Origin of the sequence: Persicitalea sp. (assembly GCF_041751555.1) — a bacterium.
Lineage (GTDB): Bacteria > Bacteroidota > Bacteroidia > Cytophagales > Spirosomataceae > Persicitalea.
In genome coordinates this window covers 1-17,670 of sequence record NZ_JBGSXF010000241.1, presented here as the reverse complement: position 1 = coordinate 17,670, position 17,670 = coordinate 1, and the positions used below count along the sequence as shown (strand labels likewise).

17 protein-coding genes are annotated in these 17,670 nt (G+C 52.5%); 5 read left to right on the top strand and 12 right to left on the bottom strand.

What is annotated here, in order from left to right; genetic code table 11:
• From ACEW8P_RS08655 to ACEW8P_RS08645, 3 genes are all read right to left on the bottom strand, one after another.
• Positions 1-969, bottom strand: a 969-nt coding sequence (locus ACEW8P_RS08655; RefSeq protein ID WP_373512687.1) for a pyridoxal phosphate-dependent aminotransferase family protein, incomplete at its 3' end; no start/stop codon positions are given.
• 60 nt (positions 970-1,029) lie between these two features.
• Positions 1,030-2,046, bottom strand: a complete 1,017-nt coding sequence (locus ACEW8P_RS08650) for a dipeptide epimerase (RefSeq protein ID WP_373512686.1) — start codon at positions 2,044-2,046, stop codon at positions 1,030-1,032.
• 80 nt (positions 2,047-2,126) lie between these two features.
• Positions 2,127-3,002, bottom strand: a complete 876-nt coding sequence (locus ACEW8P_RS08645) for an NAD kinase (RefSeq protein WP_373512685.1) — start codon at positions 3,000-3,002, stop codon at positions 2,127-2,129.
• Between the two features lie 224 nt (positions 3,003-3,226).
• On the opposite strand from ACEW8P_RS08645, the gene ACEW8P_RS08640 reads away from it, so the two are divergent.
• The gene (locus tag ACEW8P_RS08640) at positions 3,227-3,736 is read left to right on the top strand and encodes a PEGA domain-containing protein (protein ID WP_373512684.1); all 510 of its coding nucleotides are present in this window, start codon (positions 3,227-3,229) and stop codon (positions 3,734-3,736) included.
• Positions 3,737-3,745: 9 nt separating this feature from the next.
• On the opposite strand, the gene ACEW8P_RS08635 is transcribed toward ACEW8P_RS08640, so the two are convergent.
• Positions 3,746-6,190: an alkaline phosphatase family protein gene (locus ACEW8P_RS08635; protein ID WP_373512683.1), complete on the bottom strand. Its 2,445-nt coding sequence runs from the start codon at positions 6,188-6,190 to the stop codon at positions 3,746-3,748.
• A 211-nt stretch (positions 6,191-6,401) separates the two neighbouring features.
• Between ACEW8P_RS08635 and ACEW8P_RS08630 the strand changes: the two genes are divergently transcribed.
• Positions 6,402-7,382, top strand: a complete 981-nt coding sequence (locus tag ACEW8P_RS08630) for a pyruvate dehydrogenase complex E1 component subunit beta (RefSeq protein WP_373512682.1) — start codon at positions 6,402-6,404, stop codon at positions 7,380-7,382.
• Between the two features lie 187 nt (positions 7,383-7,569).
• Here ACEW8P_RS08630 and ACEW8P_RS08625 read toward each other — a convergent pair whose 3' ends face one another.
• The 3 genes from ACEW8P_RS08625 to ACEW8P_RS08615 all read right to left on the bottom strand — a co-directional run bounded on the left by ACEW8P_RS08625 (position 7,570) and on the right by ACEW8P_RS08615 (position 9,991).
• A complete protein-coding gene (locus ACEW8P_RS08625) occupies positions 7,570-8,622 on the bottom strand; it encodes a VOC family protein (RefSeq protein ID WP_373512681.1) in 1,053 nt (350 codons plus the stop codon).
• 71 nt (positions 8,623-8,693) lie between these two features.
• Positions 8,694-9,104 (bottom strand): DUF6157 family protein, encoded by a 411-nt coding sequence (locus ACEW8P_RS08620; RefSeq protein ID WP_373512680.1) that lies wholly within the window; start codon positions 9,102-9,104, stop codon positions 8,694-8,696.
• A gap of 146 nt (positions 9,105-9,250) precedes the next feature.
• Positions 9,251-9,991, bottom strand: a complete 741-nt coding sequence (locus ACEW8P_RS08615; protein WP_373512679.1) for a TIGR04283 family arsenosugar biosynthesis glycosyltransferase — start codon at positions 9,989-9,991, stop codon at positions 9,251-9,253.
• 184 nt (positions 9,992-10,175) lie between these two features.
• Here ACEW8P_RS08615 and aroB point away from each other — a divergent pair, with 184 nt between their 5' ends.
• Complete coding sequence (gene aroB / locus ACEW8P_RS08610) at positions 10,176-11,213, top strand: 3-dehydroquinate synthase (protein ID WP_373512678.1); 1,038 nt, start codon at positions 10,176-10,178, stop codon at positions 11,211-11,213.
• A 99-nt stretch (positions 11,214-11,312) separates the two neighbouring features.
• Entirely contained in the window at positions 11,313-11,885 is a 573-nt protein-coding gene (locus tag ACEW8P_RS08605) for a DUF4136 domain-containing protein (protein WP_373512677.1), read from the top strand.
• Between the two features lie 45 nt (positions 11,886-11,930).
• Here ACEW8P_RS08605 and ACEW8P_RS08600 read toward each other — a convergent pair whose 3' ends face one another.
• From ACEW8P_RS08600 to ACEW8P_RS08585, 4 genes are all read right to left on the bottom strand, one after another.
• Entirely contained in the window at positions 11,931-13,118 is a 1,188-nt protein-coding gene (locus tag ACEW8P_RS08600; RefSeq protein ID WP_373512676.1) for a M20 family metallopeptidase, read from the bottom strand.
• Positions 13,119-13,237: 119 nt separating this feature from the next.
• A complete protein-coding gene (locus tag ACEW8P_RS08595; protein ID WP_373512675.1) occupies positions 13,238-14,218 on the bottom strand; it encodes an NAD(P)H-quinone oxidoreductase in 981 nt (326 codons plus the stop codon).
• 97 nt (positions 14,219-14,315) lie between these two features.
• Positions 14,316-14,942: a hypothetical protein gene (locus ACEW8P_RS08590; protein ID WP_373512674.1), complete on the bottom strand. Its 627-nt coding sequence runs from the start codon at positions 14,940-14,942 to the stop codon at positions 14,316-14,318.
• An 81-nt stretch (positions 14,943-15,023) separates the two neighbouring features.
• Complete coding sequence (locus ACEW8P_RS08585; protein ID WP_373512673.1) at positions 15,024-15,596, bottom strand: Crp/Fnr family transcriptional regulator; 573 nt, start codon at positions 15,594-15,596, stop codon at positions 15,024-15,026.
• Positions 15,597-15,758: 162 nt separating this feature from the next.
• Between ACEW8P_RS08585 and ACEW8P_RS08580 the strand changes: the two genes are divergently transcribed.
• Complete coding sequence (locus ACEW8P_RS08580) at positions 15,759-16,724, top strand: NAD(P)-dependent alcohol dehydrogenase (RefSeq protein ID WP_373512672.1); 966 nt, start codon at positions 15,759-15,761, stop codon at positions 16,722-16,724.
• 65 nt (positions 16,725-16,789) lie between these two features.
• Here the strand turns inward: ACEW8P_RS08580 and ACEW8P_RS08575 are convergent.
• On the bottom strand, positions 16,790-17,670 hold an 881-nt coding region (locus ACEW8P_RS08575; protein ID WP_373512671.1), incomplete at its 5' end, for a response regulator transcription factor.

Genomic DNA, 17,670 nt, shown 5'->3' with positions numbered 1-17,670 from the left:
TGGATAAGAGAAATGGGAAGTCAGAATTCCGTTTTCAAAAAGATGAGGATACAGACTCGGGTCGCGGCTGCAAAAAACCGGGTACTTCTCAATTTGTGCGAGGTAGTTTTTGAGGGGTAGTCTTTGGGTGAAGTATTCGATATTGGCCAATAGATTTTGGTGCGCCTCCTGAAAGACCCCTGTGATAAGATTCTGCTGCAAAGCGTAGAAATACGCCGGAGCCGCCGGAGAACTACCCGCGAACCGAGGCGACTGACGAATGCTTCGGATGAAATCTTTATTACCAAAAATCACCCCGCCTGGCACCCCCAATGCTTTGTTGAGCGAGGCCGTGATAACCGAACGAACATTCTTACTTTGGGGAAGTTGGGAGAAAACACCTCGTCCGTGATTACCCAGAACACCCAGTCCATGGGAATCATCTACGATCAGGGTAGTTTGGCGGCCGTCCGGCAGGCCGTGCAGCAAATCCAACGCATATTCTTCTACCCAGGGCGAGCCGATGGCATCGGTACAGATCAGGTGATTTTGTTGTCCTTCACTTTGCTGAATTTTCTGGATAGTTTGCCGTAGCCATTCGGACCAAGCCAGTTCCTGAGTAATATAACCTGGCCCCCAGAGGGCAGGATGCACTATCGGCGCGTAGTGGATCTGAGCGGCAGTTTCCAGCCCTGATAATAAAAGCTGTCCCGACCACATCCCCGACGAAACTACCAACGCGGCGGGTGCGCCCACAAAACCTGCCAGTGCCGCTTCGACTTCTTCGTACACTGCCAACTGCACACTGCCATTTCGCGAGCTACCGTAGTGCGTTCCGTACCGACGAAACCCCTCGGCCAAATGCGCCTGAAACGTTTCGTTGTGCCCCATCCCCAAATAATCCGTCCCGCTAAACCATAAAAACTCTCGCCCATCGGCCAGCGTTACGGTACGGCCGGGTAGGGAGTTGGTAAAGAGTATTTGGGACACGTGGGAAAAGGGGTTAAAGGTTAACGGTCAAAAGGACAAGGGATGACGCGGGCGGCCGCGTCAACGATTCAACAACTTGGCGCCCGTCCCATTCTCCTCCGCGTAAAGTACCTGTCCGTAGTCGAAAGTTACGCCAGTGGCAGGGTCATTGGAAATGAGCAGAGTACCGTCCATATCTACGTAATCGAGCAGGGGGAGCAGGTGCGCAATGGCCGAGATACCCACGCTGCTCTCGGTCATACAACCGACCATCGTTTTCATTCCCAATTCCTTAGCGCGGGCGATCATGCGGCGGGCAGGTGTAAGGCCACCGCACTTGGTGAGCTTCACGTTGACGCCGTGAAAAAGTCCGGCGCACAAGTCCACGTCGCTTTCCACGATGCAGCTTTCGTCGGCGATGACGGGCAGCGCACTTTCGGCAAAGACGCGCTTCATTCCCTCGCGGTCGGCCGCAGCGAGCGGTTGCTCGATGAACTCCACGCCCAACGTTTTCAGTTCGGGCGCGTAGGCAATGGCTTGGTCGGCGGTCCAGGCGCAGTTGGCATCCACCCGGAAGCGGGCGTCGGTATGCTGGCGCAGCTCGCGGACGATACGCAAATCATCCGCCGTTCCCAGCTTTATTTTGTACAAAGGCCAGGGTACTTCCTGCATTTTCACCACCATTGTCTCGACCGAGTCGATGCCGATGGTGTAGTTGGTCAGCGGGTTGCGGTCGGCTGAAAGTCCCCAACTTTCGTAAAGTTTCTGACCATGTTTCTTGGCAAAAAGATCATGCGCTGCCATGTCGAGAGCACAGAGGGCAAAAGGATTTCCCTGCAAAGCAGGATACACAATCTCCCAAAGATTTTCGGGCGTCCCCCACGCGTAGTTCTCCACGGCTTCCCGCACTTTTTCCAGCGCGGTCTTCATCCCGTCCATCGTGACGCCGTAGTAGTTGTTGGTCGTGGCTTCCCCAAAACCGCTAAATCCTCCATCCTGCAACTCCACAATCAAAGTAGGCTGCACATCGCGCGAATCGTGGGCGATGGTGAAAGTGTGCTTTAGAAGCAGATCGAAGGAATGGAGAATAAGTTTCATTCTAAAATAATAGTTTTGGATTCTATACTTAGACACGAAAATTTCACTTTGCCACTTTGTGCCTCTGTGCCTTGAAAAAACTAATTCCTCATATCCAATCCCCACGACAATTTACTGCGTAGCGTATTGAAAAAATCGTCATCCGTCATTTTGATAAGGCGGGCGGCGAAGGGGGCTTTGCGGACGGTGATCTTCACGCTGGAATCGACGACCTGCGAGCGGGCATCCATCGACACCATGCAGGTGTTGCTGCGGCTTTTCACTTCAAAACTCAGCACCGAACTATCCTGCAACACCAGCGGCCGCACGTTGAGATTGTGCGGACTGACGGGCGTGAGGATGAAGTTTTCCGTATGTGGCACCAGCACCGGGCCGCCGCAACTCAGCGAGTAGCCCGTCGAACCCGTGGGCGTAGCCACGATCAGGCCGTCCGCCCAATAGGAGTTGAGGAACTCGCCATTGAGGTAGGCATGAACGGTAATCATGGACGAGGTGTCGGTCTTGGTGATCGTAAAATCATTAAGGCCGAAATTCTGCCCGTCAAAGATGTCTCGGTCGGCTTCCATGACCAGCATCGCGCGTTCGTCGATGTGGTACTTGCCCCCTTCGAGGGCGGTGATCATGTCGGCGATGCGCTCGGGCGGAACCGTAGCCAGAAAGCCCAGCCGCCCGACGTTGATACCGATCACGGCAGTCTGTCGCGCCCCGACCAGCGAAACCGCTTCCAGCAAAGTACCGTCACCACCCAGGCTGACCATCAGCCGGGCGTCGAACAAGTCTTCTTCGGAGGTGTAAGTTTGATGGGAGCCATGCTGCACTTCTGACGAATCCAGGAATTTCCGGAAAGGCGCATAAAGCTGGACTTCAATCTGCCGCGTCCGTAACTCATCGAACATCGCCTGAATAAAAGGGCGGGCCGACTCCGAAAAAGTACGTCCGTGAACGGCTATTTTCATGCGAAAACTAGGATTGACAGAAATTAATATGAGCCGAAAGATAAGGCGACAGGCGGGGATTTCAAATTATAGAGAAAAAGGGAGGGTTTGAGAAATATTTTGATGGAGCATAGGGGAAAGAAACATTTCACCTGTCTATTTTCACAAGTCAGGTTGTTTTGAAATACATTTTTTCTCAAAAACCTGAAAAACTACCTCTCAATCCATCTTAAGCCAATTTCTCCATGAAAACCGCAAAATCAATCACCCAAGCCACCGCATTGCTTCTGGCCGCCTCGATTTTGTTTTCGAGCTGCGCCAGCACAACGATGATCCGCTCGAATCCGAGCGGCGCCAACGTCTATCTCAACGGCGAGTCCGTCGGAACCACGCCCTACCCCCACCGCGACACCAAGATCGTCGGTAGCACCACGACCGTCCGGCTGGAAAAAGAGGGGTATGCACCTTTCGAGACTGCCTTTTCCCGCAATGAAGAAGCTGACGTGGGTGCTATCATCGGCGGCCTTTTCTTCGTGTTTCCTTTCCTATGGACAATGAAGTACAAGCCGATGCACACCTATGATTTGCAGGGAGAATTCGGCGTTGATCAGAATCAATTTATGTTGCAGCCGCAGCCCGTCATGTCGCCCTACAAAGCCGACCAACTCCGCGAACTGAAGCAGCTACTCGACGAAAAAGTCATTACGCAGCAGGAATACGATACGCAAAAGGGGAAGCTTCTGAGCGGGAACTAATAACCCCAGTCAATCTTCTTCATCCTCTTCCTCAGCCCGCGCCCGCACGAACGCCGATCGTCGCGGGGCGGGCATTTTGCTGTCGAGGCCCTTCACCGCCTTCCAAACGATCTCGCTGAATTCCACGTCGTTGATGGCGTCGGGAACGGCCAGGTTCAACTCGCCCGAGCGGATGGAATGCTTGTTCACGGCGACGTTACGCTGGCCGAGATCCACATTATTGGGGAGGGCAGTGTAGGGTTTCGGGTCGGCTTTGGCGGTAAAACTACGCCAGAGCGGAGGAGCGGCGGCATCGTACTGGCTCATCGGCGGCAGGCCCAAAATCAGTTCCATCGTCCGTAGTAGTGACGTTGTGCTGTACATAGTGTGATCCACGTAATTCCGCTTGACATGCGGACCGATGACTAAGGCAACCGAGCGGTGCGCATCCACGTGATCGGGGCCATTCTGGGCGTCATCCTCCACCACAAACACCACGGACTCATTCCAAATGGGGCTTTTGGACAAATGCTCCACGAAGCGGCCCAGCGCCAGGTCATTGTCGGCCAGGGCGGCGAAGGGCGTGGGCGCGCCGATACGAAGCCCGGAAGTATGGTCGTTGGAAATGCGGAGCGAGTTGAAGTGCGGCACCTTGTTGGCCGCTACCAGGGCGTCGAAGTCCTTTTCCCAAGCCGCTTCGCGATCTACGTCCTTGTAGCTGAGGTCATAGCCGTGGTAGTTGGGATCGTAATGGCCTTTTAGCGCCTCGATGTTTGGACCGTTGGTGGATACAAATTCGCCATAGGTGCGGTAGCTAACGCCCGCCCTTTTACAATAATCCCAAATGAAGCCATCTTTCGGGTGCGCCACTTTGCGCGTTCCTTCGTAGTCGTAGGTGCCGCCTCGTCCGCCGTAGCTGGTAGGCCAGGTTTTTTCCACAAAGTCGTTGGCGTAGCCCGCCATCGACCAGTTGTGGCCGTCGGCGCTCACTTCGGCGTTGACGTAGAAATTATCCAGCAGTACGAATTCCCGCGCCAGAGCGTGATGGTTGGGAGTGATCTTTTCGGGGAAAAGACACAGGTCTGCATCGCCGTTGCCTTCGGGCATATCGCCGAACACCTGGTCGTAGGTACGGTTTTCTTTAATAATATAAAAGACGTACTTAATCGGCGACGGTCCGCCCACTTCGCGCGGAATGGGGTTGCCCGCTTGGCCTTCGCTCACCGTTTCCTTCTCCTTATTATAGGGCGTATTCTCATAAACTAGTTTTGTGTAGCCCGCCAGCAAGCCTTCGTCCGGCTTATCGATAATGGACAGACTTCCCTGGAACAGGTCGCCAATGTACTCCGCCTTAGCCCGTTCAGCGCCAGTCATAGTGGGTTGCGGGCCGCCGGGATTAGCCAGCGAAGTAAAGCCCTTGCCATTGGCGACGTAGATTTTGCCCCCGATTTCGCGCACTAGCGTCGGGTACCAACCGGTAGGGATAAAACCAAGCGAGCGGCTTTCGCCCCGGTCCGACACGTCGAACACGGCTAGACAATTGTTGTCGGCATTGGCGACGTACAGCGTTTTTTCGTCTTCTGAAAGCGCCAGACCGTTGGGCGTACTTCCGACGGGAGCATCGGGAAAGAGCGAAGTGGTCAGCGTTTCGACCACCTTGCGAGCGGATAAGTTGATGACTGAAACGGTGTTTTCGTTGCCATTAGCCACGAAAAGGTACTTGCCGTCATCCGTCATAACCATATCGTTGGGATGGCTGCCGACACCCACTTCTCCGGCGATGGCCCTTTTTTTCAAATCATACATCAAAACCCGTTCGCCGCCCCAAAGGGAAATGTACAACTGCGATTTATCAGGCGAAAGCACGCAGGTGTACGCCTCGGCGGGCAGCGGCTCACGGCGCAGCACCTGCCGCGTCACGGCATCGCAGGTGTAGAGGGCGCTGTCGTCCTTAGTTACAACATAGAGGTAGTTGGTGGCATCGTCGAAGCACAGCCCGGCCGGGGAAATCTTGCCCTTGGGCCAGGATTCGCCCAGTACAATCTGCCCGTTTTCGGTGAGTTTTCCGGCTTTATTTTGATAAATTCTGATCAGATTGTCGTTGCCTCCCGAAGCAAACAATCGCTTCTCGTCCGCCGAAAAGGCCAGGCCAACCCACGATTTTGGAATCTCGATTTCGTCGGAAACGGTTTCAGTCTCACGATCCACAAGGGTGATGGTTTGCGTTCCCTGTCCGTTGTTGGTGAAGGCCATCCACTTACCAGACGCAGTTACCGCCACATTAAGCGGCAAATCTCCCAGCGGCAGACTTTTGCCAGGCGTCGTCAGTGACCAGCCATTGGGCAGCATTACCCGTCCGTCTCGCAGTCCACTCACGACATCATCTTTTGCACCGCTCATTCCTGATTTACAGGAATTCAAAGCAAAAAGTAAGAAAATGACTAGTACGAAATAGGCAGGGAAATATCTTTTCATGGGAACGAGGTTTAGGATGATCTGGCTTAAAATTACAAACTATGACCCGAAAAATGCCCCCAAACCTTATTAACAATTTGAGAATTCAGGCTCAATGACTAGTTTTACCGTAACAATGATAGAATGATAGAATAAAACCTTGTTTGGTTCATTCGTTCAGTTGTGTTTTTTTATTCTATCATTCACTCATTCACTCATTCAAAATTAAAAGATGCCCGAAATAGCGTTTAGAGATGCCATAAAGGAGGCCATGTCCGAGGAGATGCGCCGCGATGAGAAAGTGTTTTTGATGGGCGAGGAAGTCGCCGAGTACAATGGGGCCTACAAAGCCAGCCAGGGAATGCTGGACGAATTCGGAGCCAAGCGGGTCATCGACACGCCCATCGCCGAGCTGGGTTTTGCGGGTATCGGCGTCGGCGCCGCCGCCAACGGTCTGCGGCCCATCATCGAGTTCATGACGTTCAACTTCTCGCTCGTCGCCATTGACCAGATCATCAACAGCGCGGCCAAGATGTTGTCTATGTCTGCCGGGCAGTACAATGTCCCCATCGTCTTTCGTGGCCCAACGGGCAACGCAGGGCAACTTGGGGCGCAGCACTCGCAGAACTTCGAGAACTGGTACGCCAACACGCCGGGCTTGAAAGTGGTAGTTCCGGCCAATCCTTACGACGCCAAAGGTTTGCTCAAATCGTCCATTCGCGACAACGACCCCGTTATTTTTATGGAGTCGGAGGTGATGTACGGCGACAAAGGGGAAGTACCCGAAGAGGAGTATTTGATTCCGATCGGCAAGGCCGAAATCAAGAAAGAGGGCTCGGACGTAACGATCGTGTCATTTGGAAAAATGATTCCACGCGTGGTGCTGCCCGCCATTGAGGAATTGGAAAAGAACGGCATCAGTGCTGAACTCGTGGACCTGCGCACCGTCCGCCCCATCGACTACGCCACTGTGGTGGAATCGATCAAAAAAACCAACCGCTGCGTGATTGTGGAAGAAGCCTGGCCGCTGGCTTCCATTTCCTCCGAACTGGCGTATCATATTCAGCGCTACGCCTTCGACTACCTCGACGCTCCGGTAATGCGTATCACCAACCGCGACGTGCCGCTGCCCTACGCGCCAACTTTAATCGAGGAAATTCTTCCCAACGTGAAACGGACGGTGGATGCAGTGAATGCGGTGTTATATAAGTAGAGGGGCAAAGTTCCAAAGGCACAAAGTTAACATTCTGCCGTGAGGAAAAACCCACGACTAAACCCTGAGTGACTAAATGATGCAGATCGCCAAAGTAGGAGCGAACCTTTGTGTTTGCCCGGCGTGTGCCAGCCAGGCACAAAAAAATGCCGCAACTTTCGGGTTGCGGCATTTTTTTGTGGGCCAATCAGTCCTTTACCCGCCCCAGCCCCAGCAGCCGCAGCATCCAGTTGGGCAGCGGGCGTTGGTCTTTTCTTTTTTCAATGTTGAAGTACCAGCCTATTTTCTTCAAAATGGGTAGTTTGTGGATTTCTACCAGTTCGACTAGGGTGCCATCGGGATCTTCCACGTAGGCGAAGCGTCCCGCCGCTGACTCCATACCAAATGACCCGCCGCTGTCTACTGTGAGCGGGTAATTGTTTTCGGCCAGCCGCTTTTTCATCGCATCCATGTCTAGCGTATCGAAGCAAACGTGGATGAAGCCCAGGTCGCCCCAATAGCGATTGGCAAACAATTTCTTCGGTTCGTGGTCGAGCGCTTGCAGGAGTTCGATATTGACGTTGCCGAGCATTTGGCTGAATGCCCCGTGCGGGCTGACTTTCTTTCGAACCACCACCCGTCGGAAGCGCTGGTTGGGAGCCGAAGCGGGCAAATCCTCGAATACCGCGATCTTGTCGTAAACTACCTCGCACGGATTCAGTACGGTTTTATAAAAAGCCACCGCTTTATCCATGTCCGATACGCCAATTACTACGCCGGCCACGCCACCTACGGCCCGGTCAGTATGCCCGAACCACGACGAATCCTCGGCAATCTGGAAGGCGTTCCCGTAGGGATCGACGCCCCAAAAACCTGGGCCGTCGGGAAACTCACTCAGCGGCCCGACCTGTGCACCTTCCTGTTTTTGCAGCCATTTGTGGGCTGCCCCCGCATCGGGCGCCTTAATCCTTACGGCAAAGATTCCCAAGTCGCCCGGTTCGGGCGGGGAAGCAATCGCCTCGGGCGTACGGCTGGTGAACTGCCATATTTCCAGGCCGCCGCCACCAGCCATGTTGAGGGCCATTACGGCGTGGCGGCCGTGCACTTCGCCACCAGTATAGTCGGTCATTAGCTTTGCCTCGGCGTGGTCATCAAAAATCGGGACGTCGAAGCCCATCACACGGCGGTACCATTGCCAGGCTTCGCCCGCGTCCGCAACGCCGACGCCTACTTGCTGAATGGCGGTAATTAGTGGAGTCATTCAGTGATAAAGTGGAGAGTGGAGAGTAGCTTTCTCATTGTCTGTCAAGGAGATTTATGGACAAATGTTTCTCAAGCTCTTTTAGAGCGCATGGCTTTGGTATGCTGTGTGTTTTTGTCGTCGACTAATTTTTGGTATTCACCGGATTCGACGGCCAGCAGGGCTATTTTGCCTTTGGCGTCGCTGTGAACGCCCCAACCGTATCTTTTGGGCAAAGGCGAAGCGCGAAAACAGGGTTGTCCCTTCGAGAAAAACTTTTTTCGGGCTTCCTCCCGCTCACTTTCCGATAAGTCCTGTCTTTGGGCAAAAATATCAAATAGCACATCATCGGATGTGAACTGATAAGGGTGCTTCTGCACCATTTCGAATTGCAAATTCGCCACTGACTTTCTGTTGCCCTTTATGGGTGGTGCCTCCGCTACCTTTACGGGGCAGTCGTCAGCTACCTCGATCAAAATATTGTAGTAGTTGGTCGTGTGCATTTTTATTTAAGTTGACAGTTGACAGTTGACAGTTGACAAAGAAAATCAATTTATATAATGCTCGTAACCAACTAATTATATCAAAAGCGCTTTTGTATAATATCTAAACGTTGAAGCTTTTACTATCTATTTTTATCTCCAACACGCTAACTGTCTACTGTCCACTTTTCATTGTCTACCGGTTTAACTCCGTATTTATCGGTTTTGATAATCGACTTGTAAGTGTCTATTAGCTTTTGTTGAGGTGCCCCCCGAAAGTACATCCACATGACTACGGCGTTGGCGATGTTCACACGGAAGTAGGAGTTCTCGTCATATTTCCGAGACGACACGGTGATGTTCTTCGGAATAATCTTGAAGCGGTGCTGCTTCCGCGCCCGGATGATAAACTCGTAATCCTCCATCACACGATGTTTTTCGCAGTAGCCTTCCAGTTGGTCAAATTCCTTCTTTGTGATAAACAGCGTCTGATCACCGCCTCGACTCCATATACGGTCGAAACGCTGAAAAAAAGCGTTGACTTTCAAGAGCAAGTGGGGCGAATCAAACTGATACCGATAACAGCCTAGCGTGTAGCCTTCGCTCAAAGCCTGTTCGATGTCGGCGGCGTAGTCGGGATGAATGCGCACATCAGCGTGGACGAAGTACAGCACGTCACCCGTGGCCATTTGCGCTCCGGCGTTCATCTGGCAGGCGCGGCCCGGCTGGTCGGCTACAACGACCTTAGCCCCGGCCCGGCGGGCGACTTCGGCTGTACGATCCTGGCTGGGCGCATCCACGACGATGACTTCCACTAGCTTCTCTCCGCCATACTGCCGCAACTCACCTACCAGTCGACCGATATTTTCCTCCTCATTATACGTAGGAATGACGACACTTATCCGCATATGCTTGACTAACTCACTAGCTATCTCCACGTTGTTTTTCGGGTATCTCCTGAAAAACAACGCTACAAAATACAACCCTAAAAGTACGTAAAATTCGTGGAGTTGTATTTCGGGCGACGGTCCACTTTCCGACAACCCTCGTATCTTTGACCCCTACCCACCTCGCTTTATTATCAAAAAATAAATGGACGACTCCGTAGTTATCAATCCCATCGTCAGTAGTTTAGAGCGTTTTCTAGAAAATAAGAATTACTCCAAACTCATCGTAATCACCGATACGAATACCCGGAAATACTGCTACAACCTCGTAAAAAGCAACCTTCCGAAGCATTCTGTCGTAAGTGTTCCAGTCGGCGAGACGCACAAGACCTTGGCCACCTGCGAGCAAATTTGGGAGGCCATGACCCAGGCCGAACTCGACCGTCACGCGCTGGTAATCAATATCGGTGGGGGTGTCATCGGCGACATGGGTGGTTTTTGCGCGGCGACTTACAAGCGCGGTATAGATTTTATCCAAATTCCCACGACCCTGCTCGCGCAGGTGGACGCCAGCGTAGGCGGGAAGCTAGGGATCGATTTTCGGGGATTCAAGAATCACTTGGGCGTTTTTCAGCAACCTGTTCGGGTATTGATCGACCCGGTTTTTCTAGAAACCCTCCCACCGCGCGAACTGCGCTCAGGCTTTGCCGAAGTAGTGAAGCACTGCCTGATCGCCGACGCCGATAAGTGGCACGAGATTCGGGAAAAAGACTTGGAACGGCAAAAATGGCCTGACCTGATTGCGCACTCGGTGGCTATTAAACAGGCAATCGTCGCCCAGGATCCAACCGAGAAGGGATTACGAAAAGTCCTGAATTTTGGGCATACGCTCGGGCACGCAGTGGAGACACTATTTTTGAGAAAAGCTCCGAAAGAGCGATTGCTGCACGGCGAGGCTATTGCGGCGGGCATGGTGATGGAAAGCTACCTGGCTTACCAGAAAAAAATGATCGATCGTCAAACCCTTGAACAGGTTGAGGAGTTCATGTTCTCGGTGTTCGGTAAAGCCGATGTTCAGCCCAGCGAGGTAGAGACTATTGTGTCGCTCACTCGGCAGGACAAGAAGAACCGCGGAAATGAGGTTCGGTTTTCACTGTTGACCGCCGCCGGAAGCTGCGCCCACGACGTAGCCGTGTCGCCAGCCGAAATGCGCAAGGCTCTGCAATATTACATGGGCCTTTGAGTTATGACTTTGTGAATAATTTGTTAACGGATTGATTGTTACGTTTTAATCACCTATATTTCGTTCCTTTTTTCTTAACCTTTAAAATTAAAAAAGTATATGTTGAAATCTACTACGCTTTTGGCTGCCGTGGCGGTAGCCTTCATTCTGGCGGGCTGTTCTTACGGCCGTAAAGTATTCGTCGAGCACGATTACAGTTACGAAACCAACTTCAAGGATTACTCGTCCTACACTTTCTTGGAATGCGAGCGTGATACCAATAACCTTTGCACCGAAATCTACGAGTCCATCCGTCGCCAAATGCAGGCACGAGGCTATAAGCTGACCGCCGAGAAACCCACGCTGCTGGTGAACTACGGTATTTTCTACGACAACCTGCGGTACCAGGGCTACATGCAGCCTGTCATTAAGACTTGGGTGGACACCGAGAACGACGGCTTCCGCTACGAACCTATCAAGTATGCGCTCGACAAGGGCACGCTCATCGTGTCTCTCATCGACGCCGAAAGCGACCAAGTCGTGTGGCGCGGCTACGCCTCAGGCCTTTTCAATGCCGGACAGGATAACCCCAACAACTACTACCGCAACGTAGTGCGACGCATTTTCGACCAGTATCCGCTTTTTGCCAAGGGTTACGATCCCCGGCGTTACACCCAGGAAATCGGAAGATAAATTTCTGCTTGTTTTTTGAGATTTAAGAACTCGACCAACGCTACCTCAGCGTTGGTCGAGTTCTTTTACGGCCAGCCAGGCCATCAGGCCGGGGCCGATTTCCAATGCGCTTTCGTCGATATCGAAGGTCGGCGTGTGGACGCCCGATACAATGCCCCGCGCTTCGTTGCGGGTGCCAAGGCGGTAGAAGCAGGAATCAACTACCTGTGAGTAAAAGGCGAAATCTTCACCCGCCATCCATAAATCCAGATCCACGACATTTTCGGCCCCCATGTACTCCACGGCAGCGGCTTTGGTACGGCGGGTGAGTTCAGGATGGTTTTTCAGGAAAGGATAGCCCTTCACGATTTCAAAATCGCAACTTCCGCCCATGGCTTCGGCGATGCCTTCGGCCATTTTTTGCATTCGACGGAGGCCATCGGCCCGCCATTCCTCGTCCATGCAGCGCCAGGTACCCTGAATTTTAACTTCATTCGGAATCACGTTGGTTACGCCATCGGCAATGAACCGCCCAAACGAAAGTACCGATGGGTTGGCGGGCTGACGGTTGCGGCTGATGATTTGCTGCAAGGCCACGATGATATGCGAGGCGATCAGCACCGGGTCGATGAGTTGGTCGGGAACGGCCCCGTGACCGCCTTTCCCCTTCACGGTCAGGTACAGTTCATCGGTACTGGCCATGTACATCCCTTCCCGGAATCCTATCTTGCCCACCGGGACATTCGGCGCGACGTGCTGCCCCAGCATTCCGGCGGGGCGGGGATTTTCCAGTACGCCCTCTTTAATCATCAGCGACGCCCCACCCGGTGCCTTCTCTTCGGCGGGTTGAAAAACTAGTTTTACCGTTCCCTCGAGCTCTTCCCGCAACTGCGTCAGAATCCGGGCTGTTCCCAGCAGCGACGAGGTATGTACATCGTGTCCGCAAGCGTGCATTACGCCGGGGTTTTGTGATTTGTAAGGCACGTCGTTGGCTTCCATAATCGGCAACGCGTCCATATCGGCTCGCAGCCCTACTGCCCTACTTTCGGGATTGCGGCCTCTGATCAAAGCCACCACACCCGTATCGGCCACGCCCTCCTGCGGTTCCAGCCCCAAGTCTTTGAGCCGATCCGCCACAAAGCGGGCCGTTTGGTATTCGTTGAATGACAATTCAGGATTCTGGTGCAGATGGCGGCGATTCGCAACCGCCTCAGTGGCAATTTCTTTACTGAGGGCTTTTATTTTTTTAATCATTGGAGATTAGTTAAAACGGTCAATAGGTTAACGATTCGTGGATTTAACGTAGCACGAACGAAAGAACCCGTAGAACGCCGTTTAACTATTTAACCGTTCACCGTTGACCCAAAGTGACACTACTCTTTAATTTGAAGAATTACTTTCCCCGCACTAAGGTTAGCTTCCATGAAGCGGTGGGCTTTGGCGACGTCGTGCCAGGAGAATACCTCGTCCACGACTGGGCGAATAGTTTTGCCAATTAGAGAATCGTAGGCAAAATCCATGAATTCTTTCGTGAGCTTGATCTGGTAGTCTCGGCTGCGGGAGCGCAGGGTAGTTCCCAGAATTTGCAATCGTTTGAAAACAATGGGACCAATATTGGCCGATGCTTTCCCTCCCGCCATTACGGCTAGCATCACGAGTCGGCCATCGGGTTGCAGCGCCTGGATGTTCTGGTCGAAATAATCACCTCCGACCGGGTCGATAATGAGGTTGACCCCTCTGCCATCGGTGAGTTCCTTTAATTCTTCCAGAAAAGGCCCCTTGCGGTAGTCGATGGCGTGCTTTGCGCCCAGTTCAAGGCATAACTCATGCTTACCCGACGATGCAGTGACGATCACCTCGGCCCCCATGAGTTGGGCAAGTTGGGTGGCGGCGGTCCCTACGCCGCTCGCTCCCGCGTGAAGTAGCACGGTTTCGCCCGCCTTCAAACTACCCACCCAATGCAATGCCTGAAAGGCTGTCAGGAAAACCTCGGGCACGGCGGTAGCATCTGTGAACTCCCATCCGTCGGGGATTGGCATCGCCATGTCCTGGTGCATCACCGCAAACTCGGCATATCCGCCACCCGGCAGCAGGCCAAATACTTTGTCGCCGATCTCCCAGCGCTTTACGTCTTCGCCAACGGACTCGACCTCGCCCGCAATTTCCAGACCCATGATCAGGCTTGCGCCTTCCGGCGGCGGGTACTTGCCCTCGCGCTGCATGATGTCGGCGCGGTTGAGGGCCGTAGCGTGAACACGGACGCGAATTTCGTTCGCGGCGGGCTTAGGCGTGGGATAGGGCGCGATGAATAGTTCGTCGGCGGAGCCGGGCTGTTTTATCTGGACGGCGAGCATTTTTAGTGGAGGGTTAGAAACAAAGAATGGTTTTTGGGGCAGACACAATTTTGTGCCACTACCCAAAAAACCATTCCCAAAGCAACATTCTACTTCTCTAGAACTTAAAACCGAAGTGCAAACCCGGTTCGGGAAAGAATCGATTGGGCCATCTGTTTTCAAAATTGGCGAACGAGTCGGGTACGTTCGTTTTAACGGGCCAGTGCGTCATGGTTACGGAAGGTTCGATAAAAAACCTATTTTTGAAGAGCGGAATGTGGTATCCCAGCCGATAGGTCATAAATAGCTGGTAGCCACTCTGAATCTTTACGTTTGACTCGTCATAATAATTTTGTTTAGCGTTCATGGCATGAACGGCCGCGTACAGGCCCTCCCACAGAAAGCGTTGATAAACCAGAGCAACTCCGAAGTCGCGGGTATAGCCTGGGTACTTCTCATCGGGATGTGTTTTCTTAGGCCCATAGGGAATCCCCAGCGGCCAGGCGTACTTCCACGTGTTCATTTCGAGCGAGACGACATCCTTCGGAGTCAGGCGGTAGCCAAAATTGAGCTGCGCAAAATCGGGTGGATTGGGATCATCGGGAATGAAATTTCCCAAAACAAACAGGGTACTTCCGACGAAAAACTTACGGTAGGGAGCCATCTCCCGCTCCTTTTTTTGACCCTGAACGGTGTTCGCGATCATGGCTAGCAGCATGGCCCACAGAATGATTTGTTTTTTCATGACTTACATTTTTTAGTTGTTAAAAATGCAAATCTAGGGAGGTTGGGTCGCTCGTTTCGTTGACGTTGGGTAAGAAGCGCTTTACCTGCTTACCAGCCGCTTGCGCAAGCGGCTCAGTGATTCGGGGGTGACGCCCAGGTAACTGGCGATTTGATACTGCGGTACTCTTTGCAGTAAATCGGGCCGGGTTTCCTGCAAATGCTGATAGCGATCTTCCACCGTCATCAGCTTGTAGTTGGTAAAAGATTCTTGGTAGTTGGCCATCAGCGCCTCGGACATGATCCGGCAGACCGACTCGAATTCAGGGAATTTCCTGAACATCTCTGCTTCGTGTTCCGGCGTATCGACGCTCACTGTCGTATCCTCGACGCAAACCAAATACTGCCCCGAGGGGATGTTCTTGCCGTAATTTGTCAAGGCAACGGGCTGCTCCTCGGTGTAGAATTCTATCGTCTTTTCTTCTCCATCCCTGATGAGATAGCTTCTGATGCACCCTTTTAACACGAAATAGCTTTCTTTCGTGGGCTTTTCCGCCTCTAAAAGTACAGTGCCTTTTTTGAAGCGTTTGATCACCGAACTCGCAACGATCACTTCTTTAAGTTTGTCGGAGACCGAAACGTGCTTGGACAAAAAACTCAATATTTCGTTTTCCATAGCTAGAAGGAATTGCTGTAAATTTTCCCTCGTAAAATTAAACAAACTACCTTGAACGAGAGCGTCGTTTCGCTGAACGGTAATTATTGGGGACGGACCATTTCTTAACCAAAGTCAATTTTATTCAGCCCCCGAATGTCGTTCTTCGCGAAAAACACAACTATGAAAACTACCTTTCGCAAAAACTACAGCAGTACCGATGCCCTTGAAATCCGCGAAGCCCCGATTCCGCAACCTCAGGAAAATGAGGTACTCGTAAAAGTAAAGGCCACCACCGTAAACCGCACCGACGAGGGTGTTTTGCTAGGCAAGCCGTTTATATTCCGCTTTTTTGTGGGCTTTCCCAAACCTCGCCTTTCAACGACCGGGACTGATTTTTCGGGCGTGGTGGTCGATAAGGGAAGTGATGTTAGCAACTTTAAAATCGGCGACGAAGTGTACGGTTTTCTGGATACTGGCCTGGGTACCCACGCTGAGTACGTTTGCGTTGCAGCCGATAAACCGATTTTTCGCAAACCCGATACCATCAGCCACGAAGCAGCAGCAGCCTCGCTCGAAGGCGCGCATTATGCCTACTTTTTCCTGGAAAGAGTGAAAATAAAACCGGGCGACAGGGTGCTGGTCAACGGCGCAACCGGAGCCATTGGCAACGCGGCGATTCAACTGCTGCTGCACCGGGGCGCGAAGGTGACATTCACCTACCCGACTGACAGCTACGAAAAGGTAAAGTACCTGCCCGCCGAGCGGATGATAGACTACCTGAAGGAAGACTTCACCGAGCAGAGCGAACTTTTTGATTTCGTGTTCGATGCCGTGGGCAAAAGCTCCTTCGGGGCCTGCAAACATTTGCTGAAACCGGGTGGCATTTACATTTCTTCCGAACTGGGGCCAAACGGGGAGAATATTCCGTTATCGATTATGGGATTATTTAAGAAGGGTAAGCGGGTCGTTTTTCCGTTTCCAGGCAGTCCCAAGGTAAGTATTCCTGCTATCAGAGAACTCATCGAGCAAGGCCAATATGCGCCGCTCATCGACCGGGTTTACGCCCTGGACGACATCGGCGAGGCTTTTGACTATATGCTGACAGGCCAAAAACGGGGGAACGTGGTCGTAACGACGAACTTTTGACACTTTACCTTTAACTCGACATAGCCACCGCGTCATGTTTGGGCTTCCATACTTTTCACTTGCCTCTACGCCAGAAATTTCCGCATGAGCGAGACTAACTTCGTGCGACTTTTTACATCCGTTTTTTGGTAAATCCGGTGGTTGTGGTCTTTGATGGTCTGGACGGTCACGAAGAGTTGCTCGGCAATTTCCTTGTTGGTTTTGCCCTGGTAAATCTCCCGGATAATCTCAGCTTCCCTCGGCGTGATTCCGTAGCTTTCTATGAAGGTTTCCAGCGAAGTTACTTTCGTCGAGAGTAGCACCGCCAAGGGGGAAGGCTCAGCTTCGGGTAGTTTGGCTTGATAAACAAAGACGGTGGCAAAGCTGGTGTGGCTCAGGAAATACAGAAAAATAAAGTTCACTTCAAAAGGAGGTACCGGCGTAGTACCCGCCAGCATAGGCAAGTGAATGGCCCCAATGCCCACAACCAGTCCGGCAAGAAGTAGTTGGGGTTTGCGATCGAGGTACTTTGATTCTCCCAATATCAGTAAGGTACCCATAGCCAACATGAGCACTAACACGAAGGCAGCGTATATCTGATTGACGGTCCAGGTGAGTTCCCTACCCCATAGTCCCAGAAGTACTGCCCCGCTCACTACCATCAGCCCCGAAACAATCAAATGGCGGCGGGCGGGCCTGAGAACATGAATGGCCCACAGTACCAGCATCGCTTTTCCGGCCAGTAAAAACGGCACGCTGATAAGCGTTAGAAAACGCGCCAGAAGTACCCGGCTATCGGGCGGGATGATCGGAAAGTACAGTTCTCGCAGCAGGAGTCTGCTCCACAAAGCATAAAAGCCAAAGGTGTAGATCAGGATCAGGTAGTACCGAAGATACCGCATCGGCAAATGCTGTCCGTACTCTTTGCGCCGAAACAGAACCAGCACCCCGCCCGCTGTGAGGCCCA

Bases quoted from the DNA above. Each gene is read 5' to 3' on its own strand.
- ACEW8P_RS08580 (WP_373512672.1), top strand. From the start codon at position 15,759: ATGAAAACTACCTTTCGCAAAAACTACAGCAGTACCGATGCCCTTGAA.
- ACEW8P_RS08650 (WP_373512686.1), bottom strand. From the start codon at position 2,046: ATGAAACTTATTCTCCATTCCTTCGATCTGCTTCTAAAGCACACTTTC.
- ACEW8P_RS08640 (WP_373512684.1), top strand. From the start codon at position 3,227: ATGAAAACCGCAAAATCAATCACCCAAGCCACCGCATTGCTTCTGGCC.
- ACEW8P_RS08595 (WP_373512675.1), bottom strand. From the start codon at position 14,218: ATGCTCGCCGTCCAGATAAAACAGCCCGGCTCCGCCGACGAACTATTC.
- ACEW8P_RS08585 (WP_373512673.1), bottom strand. From the start codon at position 15,596: ATGGAAAACGAAATATTGAGTTTTTTGTCCAAGCACGTTTCGGTCTCC.
- aroB (WP_373512678.1), top strand. From the start codon at position 10,176: ATGGACGACTCCGTAGTTATCAATCCCATCGTCAGTAGTTTAGAGCGT.
- ACEW8P_RS08620 (WP_373512680.1), bottom strand. From the start codon at position 9,104: ATGCACACGACCAACTACTACAATATTTTGATCGAGGTAGCTGACGAC.
- ACEW8P_RS08630 (WP_373512682.1), top strand. From the start codon at position 6,402: ATGCCCGAAATAGCGTTTAGAGATGCCATAAAGGAGGCCATGTCCGAG.
- ACEW8P_RS08605 (WP_373512677.1), top strand. From the start codon at position 11,313: ATGTTGAAATCTACTACGCTTTTGGCTGCCGTGGCGGTAGCCTTCATT.
- ACEW8P_RS08600 (WP_373512676.1), bottom strand. From the start codon at position 13,118: ATGATTAAAAAAATAAAAGCCCTCAGTAAAGAAATTGCCACTGAGGCG.
- ACEW8P_RS08645 (WP_373512685.1), bottom strand. From the start codon at position 3,002: ATGAAAATAGCCGTTCACGGACGTACTTTTTCGGAGTCGGCCCGCCCT.
- ACEW8P_RS08615 (WP_373512679.1), bottom strand. From the start codon at position 9,991: ATGCGGATAAGTGTCGTCATTCCTACGTATAATGAGGAGGAAAATATC.
- ACEW8P_RS08635 (WP_373512683.1), bottom strand. From the start codon at position 6,190: ATGAAAAGATATTTCCCTGCCTATTTCGTACTAGTCATTTTCTTACTT.
- ACEW8P_RS08590 (WP_373512674.1), bottom strand. From the start codon at position 14,942: ATGAAAAAACAAATCATTCTGTGGGCCATGCTGCTAGCCATGATCGCG.
- ACEW8P_RS08625 (WP_373512681.1), bottom strand. From the start codon at position 8,622: ATGACTCCACTAATTACCGCCATTCAGCAAGTAGGCGTCGGCGTTGCG.